Source organism: Paractinoplanes lichenicola (assembly GCF_016785085.1).
In the GTDB taxonomy this organism is placed as follows: Bacteria; Actinomycetota; Actinomycetes; order Mycobacteriales; family Micromonosporaceae; genus Actinoplanes; species Actinoplanes lichenicola.
In genome coordinates this window covers 750,260-757,603 of record NZ_JAENHO010000005.1, presented here as the reverse complement: position 1 = coordinate 757,603, position 7,344 = coordinate 750,260, and the positions used below count along the sequence as shown (strand labels likewise).

Annotated in this window: 6 protein-coding genes; 3 read left to right on the top strand and 3 right to left on the bottom strand. The window is 73.4% G+C overall.

Annotated features, from left to right (window positions below):
- Nucleotides 1-133: 133 nt before the first annotated feature.
- Nucleotides 134-1,597, bottom strand: coding sequence for an FAD-binding oxidoreductase (locus tag JKJ07_RS21025; protein ID WP_202993272.1), 1,464 nt, complete (start codon nt 1,595-1,597; stop codon nt 134-136).
- A gap of 1,143 nt (nt 1,598-2,740) precedes the next feature.
- The gene (locus JKJ07_RS21020) at nt 2,741-3,880 is read right to left on the bottom strand and encodes a MalY/PatB family protein (RefSeq protein WP_202993271.1); all 1,140 of its coding nucleotides are present in this window, start codon (nt 3,878-3,880) and stop codon (nt 2,741-2,743) included.
- 159 nt (nt 3,881-4,039) lie between these two features.
- Here JKJ07_RS21020 and JKJ07_RS21015 point away from each other — a divergent pair, with 159 nt between their 5' ends.
- From JKJ07_RS21015 to JKJ07_RS21005, 3 genes are all read left to right on the top strand, one after another.
- Nucleotides 4,040-4,705 carry a hypothetical protein gene (locus tag JKJ07_RS21015; RefSeq protein ID WP_202993270.1) on the top strand — a complete coding sequence of 222 codons (666 nt, stop codon included), beginning with the start codon at nt 4,040-4,042 and terminating at the stop codon, nt 4,703-4,705.
- Nucleotides 4,706-4,773: 68 nt separating this feature from the next.
- On the top strand, nt 4,774-5,361 hold the full coding sequence (locus JKJ07_RS21010) for a dihydrofolate reductase family protein (protein ID WP_202993269.1): 588 nt from the start codon (nt 4,774-4,776) through the stop codon (nt 5,359-5,361).
- A gap of 5 nt (nt 5,362-5,366) precedes the next feature.
- Nucleotides 5,367-6,173 (top strand): TrmH family RNA methyltransferase, encoded by an 807-nt coding sequence (locus JKJ07_RS21005; RefSeq protein WP_202993268.1) that lies wholly within the window; start codon nt 5,367-5,369, stop codon nt 6,171-6,173.
- Nucleotides 6,174-6,209: 36 nt separating this feature from the next.
- Here the strand turns inward: JKJ07_RS21005 and JKJ07_RS21000 are convergent, their stop codons facing one another.
- The gene (locus tag JKJ07_RS21000; RefSeq protein WP_202993267.1) at nt 6,210-7,328 is read right to left on the bottom strand and encodes an SPFH domain-containing protein; all 1,119 of its coding nucleotides are present in this window, start codon (nt 7,326-7,328) and stop codon (nt 6,210-6,212) included.
- Between the last annotated feature and the right edge of the window lie 16 nt (nt 7,329-7,344).

Genomic DNA, 7,344 nt, shown 5'->3' with positions numbered 1-7,344 from the left:
AGCCCCGGTGAAAGCAGGCCGGGCGCAGCCCCGGTGAAAGCAGGCCGGGCGCAGCCCCGGTGAAAGCAGGCCGGGCGCAGCCCCGGTGAAAGCAGGCCGGGCGCAGCCCCGGTGAAAGCAGGCCGGGGGCGGCCTACTCGGGTGGGTCGTGGTGGATGCGGGACGGGGCTACGCCGAGTTGTTGGAGGGCCAGGCTGGTTGCGGCCAGCATCAGTGGCGGGCCGGCCAGGTAGACCTCGTGGTCGGACCACTCGCCGTACGCGGCGACCGCGTCGGTGACCAGGCCTGATGCGTACGGGCCGGGGTCGCCCTCGGAGACGACCGGCACCACGGTGGCGCGGCGGGCGGCGCGGGCGATCGCGGCGATCTCGTCGATGTCGTAGAGCTCGGTCAGGTCGCGGACGCCCCAGAACAGGACCGCGGAGCGGGGGTCGCCGGTGTCGGCGAGCTCGGTCAGGAGGGCCTTGAGCGGCGCCACGCCCGTGTCGCCGGCGATCATCAGGAGGTTGCGTTCCGGGGTCGCCGGCAGGGTCATCATGCCCTCGGCTCGGCTCAGGCGTACGGGGTCGCCGACCTGGGTGTTGTGGACCAGGGTGCCGCTCACGCCCGTCGTCGTCTTGGCTCGGACGTGCAGTTCGACCAGGTCGTTGCGGTGGGGCGCGCCGGCCAGCGAGTAGGGCCGCCAGATCGCGGGCAGGTCGGGCACCTGGATCCGCGCGTATTGGCCGGGCCGGAACGGCATCGGCAGCGACGGCCGCAGGCGCACCACGGCCAGGTCGGGGCGGCGCAGCTCGTGCGAGACGACGGTCGCCTCCCACACCGGCGGCTCGTAGCCCGCGCGGGCCCAGCCGTGGGCGATCCACTCGTACGCGTGTTGCCACGTCGACCGCCACGCCAGGTCGAAATCCTGCCGCCACTGCCCGGGCGCCATGCCCGCCCGCATCGCCTCGGCCAGGGCCGCCCCCACAAGCTGCAGATGCCCCGGCTCGACCCCGCACGCGGACAGCGCCGCCCCCAGCCGCCCGGTGCCCTCGACGAGAATCGGCGGCCGGTCGAGGTGGTGGACGAGCCAGGTCAGCGCCCGCGCCAACTGGGCCGCCTGGGTCTCGGCGCCACCCGGAATCGCGGTCAGCAGCGACGGATGCGCCTGCAGCAGGGCCGCCCGCAGCCGCTCGGCCACCTCGTCGGGGCCGCCCGCGAACGTCAGGCTCGTGCTGAGCAGCCGCTGCGTCTGCTGCAGCAGGGCGTCATCGGCCGGGTCCATCCCGTCGCCCGCGTCCCTTTTCCGCGCCACCATGGGCGGCACGACGTGCGGCAGGTCGAACCCCGGCAGCCGTGGCGCCGGCGTCCGGGCCCCGCTCTCGGTCTGCGACTCTCCGTGCAAAGACCCACCCTCGTCCCGTACGCGGTGACCACCGCCCGACGCCCACTCGGGCCGGGCGCCGCCCTCCACCTCGTTCGCCTCCGGCAGGTGCGGCCAGGTCACCGGTCGCACCGCTGCCGTCGGCCGCCGCACCGGAAGCCCGGCGAACTGGTTCCGGTTGGGCCGGCCGACGGCTTCGACATCCGCATAACGCCCGGCCTCATCGGGCGTCATCAAAGCCTTACCCGCCTGCGCCCCTTCCGCACCTGGCAGCGCCTCAGAATCCGCAGTCTCCTCCGACCCGCCCGCACCCGAGCGCCCCGGCGTCCCGCGGTCGTCGGGGCCCGGCTCGGCCGAATGCCACTTCCCGCCGCGGCGTCCCCGCGAGAAGAACGAGCCGGACGACGGACCCGAGCCAGTCGGTGCCGGCTCCTCCTCCGCCGAGGGGGCCGATCGCGTGGGGTCGATCAGGGGCGTCCACACGGGAGGCCGCGAATCGCGGTGCACATGCGGCTCCGGATCGATGGGCGGCAGCCCGGGCGGTCGCACGAGAAGTCCATGATCGGACGCTTCCAGCGCATAGTCGTCCTCGACGGGCACAACAGCCGCGCGCCTCACCACGACAGCCCCGCCGGCGTCCGCCCGCGCGCGACCCGCACCGGGTGCGCCCGCTCCACCCGATCTGCCGAGCCCGCCGGGCCCACTGGACCCGCCCGCATCGACCGGCTGCACGACCTCCGAGCCGTCATCGACCCTCGAGACGGCGCCCGTCCCGGCGACCTCGGCCTCATGCAGGCCTTTCGTGCCCGCCGACACGACCGGCCGGATCGAGCTCCGGTCCCAGAATGATCGGCCCGGAGTAGGCCCAGCCGCCTCAGCGGGCCCGGAGGTCGCAGCGGAACCTCCCGCGCCGGCGGCAGCTGTTCCGCGAACTCCCGGCCGTCCACCACCCGGTGACCCCGCCCCAGTCGCTTCACCGCCGGGCGCGCCCTGCGGCGGCCCCCCTTCCGGACGCCCCGGCATTGCGGAGGCCCATCGAGGCCGCATCGGCTGCCCAGCCTCGTCGGCAGCATGCGGAGGAGCAACGTGCGAAGCCCCGGCGGTCCCCCCAGGCGGCAGCGCCTCGTGAGCCTCACCAGGCGGCAGCGCGGGATGCGCCGCGGCTTCCTCCTGCTCGCGCAGGGCCTCGACCGTGTCGGCAATACCGGCGGCCACCGCGTCGGGGGCGGCCTGGCGCAGGCGGATGGCCCGCAGCAGGGCGAACAGATGCTGGTCCGCCCCGGAACCCGAACCCGATCCGGACGACACTGGCACACCCCCGCTTCGCGGATCATACGAACACTTCAACCGTACTTTCGGACGAGCCGCCCCGCCGCGCTACCGCGATACGGCTGCGGACATGCGTCTCACCGCCTCGGCCAGGATCTCGGGGCTGGTGGCGTAGTTGAGCCGGACATAGCCGGAGCCGGCCGCCCCGAACCGCGGGCCGGGCTCGAGCGCCACCCGACCCTCGTGCAGGAAATGGTCTCGGGGTTGCGCGTCTCGCCCCAGGGCCGAGGCGTCGAGCCAGGCCAGGAACGTCGCCTCGGGCGGGATCCAGCTCAGCGCGGGCAGCTCGGCCGCCAGCAGCGCGCCCAGCTGCTCACGCCGCGCGGCCAGCGTGCCGATCAGCGAGGCCAGCCACGGGTCGCCGTCGGTGAACGCGGCGACGCCGGCCAGGGCGCCGAGATGCCCCGTACGCTCCCCGACCTCGACGACCAGGCCGTCGACCACGCGGGCCATCGCCGGCGAGGCCGTGACCAGGGCGGCGCATTTGAGCCCGGCCAGGTTGAAGGCCTTGCTGGCGGAGACGACGGCGATCGCGATCTCGGCCGCGCCGGGCACGGTGAGCATCGGCGTGAACGTGGCCCCGGGCAGCACCAGCGCGGCGTGGATCTCGTCGCTGATGATCGGCACGCGGTAGAGCCGGGCCAGGCGGGCCAGCTCGGCCAGCTCGTCGGCGGTGTGCACGCGGCCGACCGGATTTTGCGGGTTGCACAGCACGTAGGCCGCCGGGTGGGTCGCGAACGCCGCCTCGAGCGCCGCGAGGTCGAGCCGGTTGTCGCGCAGGGGAACCTCCAGCACCCGGCCGCCGGCCTCGGGCACCCAGTCGAAGAACGGCGGATAGACCGGCGGGCTGATCGCGACGGGCTCGCCGTGCCGGATGAGCTGCCGCAACACCTCGACCACGCCGACCCCGACGTCGGTCACCGGGCTGACCCGGGCCGGGTCGACCTCCCAGCCCCAATGCCGCCCCGCGAACCCGGCGAACGCCTTGCCGAGCTCGGGGCCGGGCGCGTAATAGCCCAGGTCGCCGCGGGTGACCGCCGCCCGCAGCACCTCGGACACGGGCGGGGCGGGCTCGTAGTCCATCTCGGCCACGAACAGCGGCAGCACGTCCTCGGGGAAGGCGCGCCATTTCACGCTGCGCCGCAGTCGCAGCTCGGCCAGTGGGGGGACGACCAGTTCCGCGTTCATGCCACCATCCTGCCCCGCCCCTCCGACACTTTTCCGTCCGCCCGAGATACCCCGTTCTGGGAATTCGCTGCCAATTCCGGAAAGTTTTGGCAGGCTGCATCCAGGATCCCGACGGTTGCCCCCGGGCCGCTCGGCTTGAGCCCCACACGAGGCGGAGCCATGAGCATCAGCCACCATCACACGGCCAGCGGCCGCCCGTTGCGGGTCTCCCCGGCCTGGGTCGGCGGGGCCGGGTCGGCACGGCACGAAGACCTTCTTCCCGTACGGGAGGCCGTCTGGGTCTGGAGCGTGCGGAGGTATGCGCGGCTGGCTCTCTGGGCTCTGCCCGCGGCCGCCCTGCTCTACGGCTGGACCACTTTGGGCATCGACACCCCGCCCGGGCCGCTCGTGGTCATGCTGGCCGCCAACTGGCTGTCCCTGATCGCCATGATCGCCCTGGCCGGGCTGCTGGCCGGCACCCGCACCCGCCGGTCCGCCGTCGCGGGCCTGCTCCTCGGGCTGGCCGGCTTCGTTCTCACCCTCCCGCTGGCCGCCCTGCCCGCCGACACCGTCGCGGCCGGCTCGCCGCTCACCCCCGGCCAGCTGCGGACGGTCGAGGTGGTCGCCGCCGCCGCCGTCGGAGCGGGCTGGGTGCTGCTGGGCTGGGCCGTCTTCCGCTCGCGCCTGGTCAACCCGGCCGACGGCGTCCTGCTGATGCTGGCCGCGGCCGCGATCGGCGCCGGCGCGCACGCCCAGCGCCCGCTGCCCACCGTCGGCGCGTTGCTGCTGCTCGCCGCGGGCACCGGCCTGGCCTGGACGGCGGGACGGCTGCTCCCGAAGCATTGAATGTCGGACCCTGGTGGCATGCTCCTGACAGGCCCGGGTCGACCCGGATGCCGGCGAAGGGAGCAGCCATGGCCAAGGTGGTCGCCGAGATCTCGGTCTCGCTCGACGGATTCGTGACGGGTCCCGATCCCGGCCCCGGCCAGGGGCTCGGCCGCGGCGGCGAGGCGTTGCACACCTGGGTGTTCGAGGGCGACACGACCGACAAGCGCGTGCTCGAGGAGGCCACGGTCGCCACCGGCGCGGTCGTCATGGGCCGCCGCCTCTTCGACGTCGTCGACGCCCCCGGCGGCTGGAGCGACGAGGTGGGTTACGGCGCCGGCCTGGCCGCCACGCCGCCGGTGCTGGTCGTCACCCGCACTCCCCCGGCCCTGGTGCGCCTGACCGACCGGTTCACCTTCGTGGTCGACGGGATCGCCAGCGCGGTCGGCAAGGCCATCGCCCTGGCCGACGACCGTGACGTCGTCATCATGGGCGGCGGCGCGACGATCCGCGGCGCGCTCGACGCGGGGGTGGTCGACGAGCTGCGGCTGCACCTGACTCCGGTGCTGCTGGGCGGGGGCACCAAGCTGTTCGACGGCGCCGCCCCGCGCAACCTCCGGCAGATCCACGTGCGCCCGTCGGGCCACGCCACCCACCTGACCTACCGGGTCGACTGACCGCCGTGCCCGAGGTTCACCTGATCACCGACGCGGACGACGACCGCCTCGGTGACTATCGCGCCCTGACCGATCTCGAGCTCCGCACGAAGTGGGAGCCGCCCAACGGCCTGTTCATCGCCGAGGGCGAGCTGGTGCTGCGTCGTGCCCTGCGCGCCGGCTATCGGCCCCGGTCCTATCTGATCGACGAGAAACGCACCGGCCAGATCCTCGACCTGCCCGGCGACGCCCCGATCTACGCGGCGACCCCGGCCGTGCTCGAGCAGGCCACCGGCTTCCACGTGCACCGGGGTGTCCTCGCCTCGTTCCACCGCTCCCCCCTGCGTACGGCGGCCGAGGTGATCGCCACGGCGCGGCGCGTGGCCGTGCTGGAGGACGTCAACAACCACACGAACATCGGGGCGGTGTTCCGGGGCGCCGCCGCGCTCGGCATCGACGCCGTGCTGCTCTCCCCGACCTGCGCCGACCCGCTCTATCGGCGCAGCGTGCGCGTCAGCATGGGCGAGGTCTTCGCCGTGCCGTACGCACGGCTCGAGCCCTGGCCCGCGGGCCTGCAGGTGCTGCGCGACGCCGGCTTCACCGTGCTCGCCCTGACGCCCGCGCCCGAGGCCGTGCCGCTGCAGAAGGTCACCGAGCGCGACCGCACGGCCCTGCTGCTCGGGGCCGAGGGGCCCGGCCTGTCGAAGAACGCCCTCGCCGCGAGCGACATCCCGGTCAAGATTCCGATGCGGCGCGGGGTCGACTCGCTCAACGTGGCCGCCGCGGCCGCCGTGGCGTTCTGGGAGCTGGGGCGCGACGACCCGGAGACATGAAACGGCCGGCCCCACCCGGGGCCGGCCGTTCGACAATCAGGCGCGTTCGCGATCCACGACGCCGTTGTAGTCGGCGCTGCCGAGCGCCGCGGACGGCGGGATCGGCTCCGGCGCGGGCAGCGCGGCGGTCTTGTCGGGGTCGCCGCTGACCTGCTGCTCGGCCTCGCGCACCTGGTCGTTGACCTTCTGCGCCTCGGCCGCGGCGGCCTCCGCCGCGGCCACGGCCTCCTCGTTGACCTCGGCCGCGTTGACACCGGCCTTGGGGATGTCGCCGGCCATGTTGGCCAGGCCGCCGAGCGCGCCACCCATGCCCTCGAGGGCCTTGGTCAGCTCGGTCGGCACGATCCAGACCTTGTTGGCCGTGCCGTTCGCGATCTGCGGCAGGGCCTGCAGGTATTGGTAGGCCAGCACCTTCTGCGAGGGGTTGGCCGTGTGGATCGCGTCGAACACCGTACGGATGGCCTTGGCCTGGCCCTCGGCCTGCAGGATGCGCGACTGGCGGTCACCGTCGGCGCGCAGCACCGCGGCCTGCTTCTCACCCTCGGCGGTGAGGATCTGGGCCTGCTTGTGGCCCTCGGCGTTGAGGATCGTGGCGCGGCGCTCCCGCTCGGCGCGCATCTGCTTCTCCATGGAGTCGCGGATGCTCGGCGGCGGCTCGATCGCCTTGATCTCGACGCGGGTGACCTTGATGCCCCAGCGGCCGGTGGTCTCGTCGAGCACCGTGGAGAGGTGCCGGTTGATCTCCTCGCGGCTGGTCAGTGCGCGCTCGAGGTCGAGCGAGCCGATCACGTTACGCAGGGTCGTGACCGTCAGCTGCTCGATGGCCTGCAGGAAGTTGGAGATCTCGTAGGTGGCCCGCACCGGGTCGACGACCTTGAAATACAGCACCGTGTCGATCGAGACGACCAGGTTGTCGGACGTGATCACGGGCTGCGGCGGGAACGAGACGACCTGCTCGCGCATGTCGACCTTGCTGCGCACCGAGTCGACGAACGGCACCAGCAGGTTGAGGCCCGGGCTCAGGGTCCGCTTGTACTTACCGAGCCGCTCGACGACGTCCATGCGCTGCTGCGGGACGATGCGGACGGAACGGAGCAGCGTGACGATGGCAAACACCACGATCACGATGATGAGGACGCCGATCACAGCTTCCATGGCAACCCTCTCTATG